This window comes from Bacillus sp. mrc49 (assembly GCF_002803435.1).
This window is the reverse complement of the sequence record NZ_PHNG01000581.1, coordinates 1-858: the sequence shown is the minus strand read 5'-3', so window position 1 is coordinate 858 and position 858 is coordinate 1. Positions and strand designations below refer to the sequence as shown.

The 858-nt window shown below is 44.8% G+C and carries 2 protein-coding genes; both read left to right on the top strand.

The genetic code is table 11. The features are described from left to right. On the top strand, positions 1–667 hold a 667-nt coding region (locus CVN76_RS06035), incomplete at its 5' end, for a FecCD family ABC transporter permease (RefSeq protein WP_100530606.1). A 15-nt stretch (positions 668–682) separates the two neighbouring features. Further along, a partial coding sequence (locus CVN76_RS06030) for an ATP-binding cassette domain-containing protein (protein WP_157805560.1) occupies positions 683–858 on the top strand: 176 nt, incomplete at its 3' end.

The window sequence follows — 858 nt, the reverse complement described above, 5'->3', positions numbered from 1 at the left end:
TTTATTTCCGCAATCCCCCCTCATCATCCTGCCTCTTTCGGCCTTCATGGGAGCGGCGATCATGGCGGCCATTTTGATGGTATTCGTTTATAAAAAAGGAGCTCAACCGAATACGATCGCCCTGGTGGGTATTGCTTTAGGGGCCATATGTCAAGCGGGCATAGAGTATTTCATGGTCAAATTCCCGGATGATGTAAATACGACACTGCTGTGGTTGACGGGCAGTTTATGGGGAAGAGGATGGGATCAAATATTCATATTGCTGCCATGCCTTATTCTTGTCCCGGTACTGATTGCCTTAACTTCTAAATTGGATGTGCTGAGTCTTGGCGACGATATTGCTACAGGTCTCGGTGAAAGATCAAAATCCCTGCGCTATATATTACTTGGTGTTTCAGTCATTTTAATTGGAGTATGTGTAGCTGCAGTTGGTTCCATCGGGTTCATTGGTTTGATTGCCCCCCATATTGCCCGTAGATTAGTAGGGTCAAAATTCAAGGTATTGCTTCCTGCATCAGCTCTCTTTGGTTCAATCTTTCTGCTCGTCGCCGATAGCCTAGGGAGGGGATTATTCCCGCCAATAGAAATACCCGCCGGAATTATCACCGCGGTGATTGGCGTGCCGTATTTTTTATATTTATTACGTCGTGAACGAAAAATAACATAAGGAAGGCTGGCGGTTATGACAACATTATCAGCAGAGCATCTTTCTCTCTCTTATGGATCGAATCGAATCATTGATGATATTGATTTAGACATCCCTGAAGGCAAAATAAGTATAATCATAGGATCCAATGGGTGCGGCAAATCCACCATCTTACGGTCCCTGGCTAGATTATTGATGCCTCAGGAAGGTAC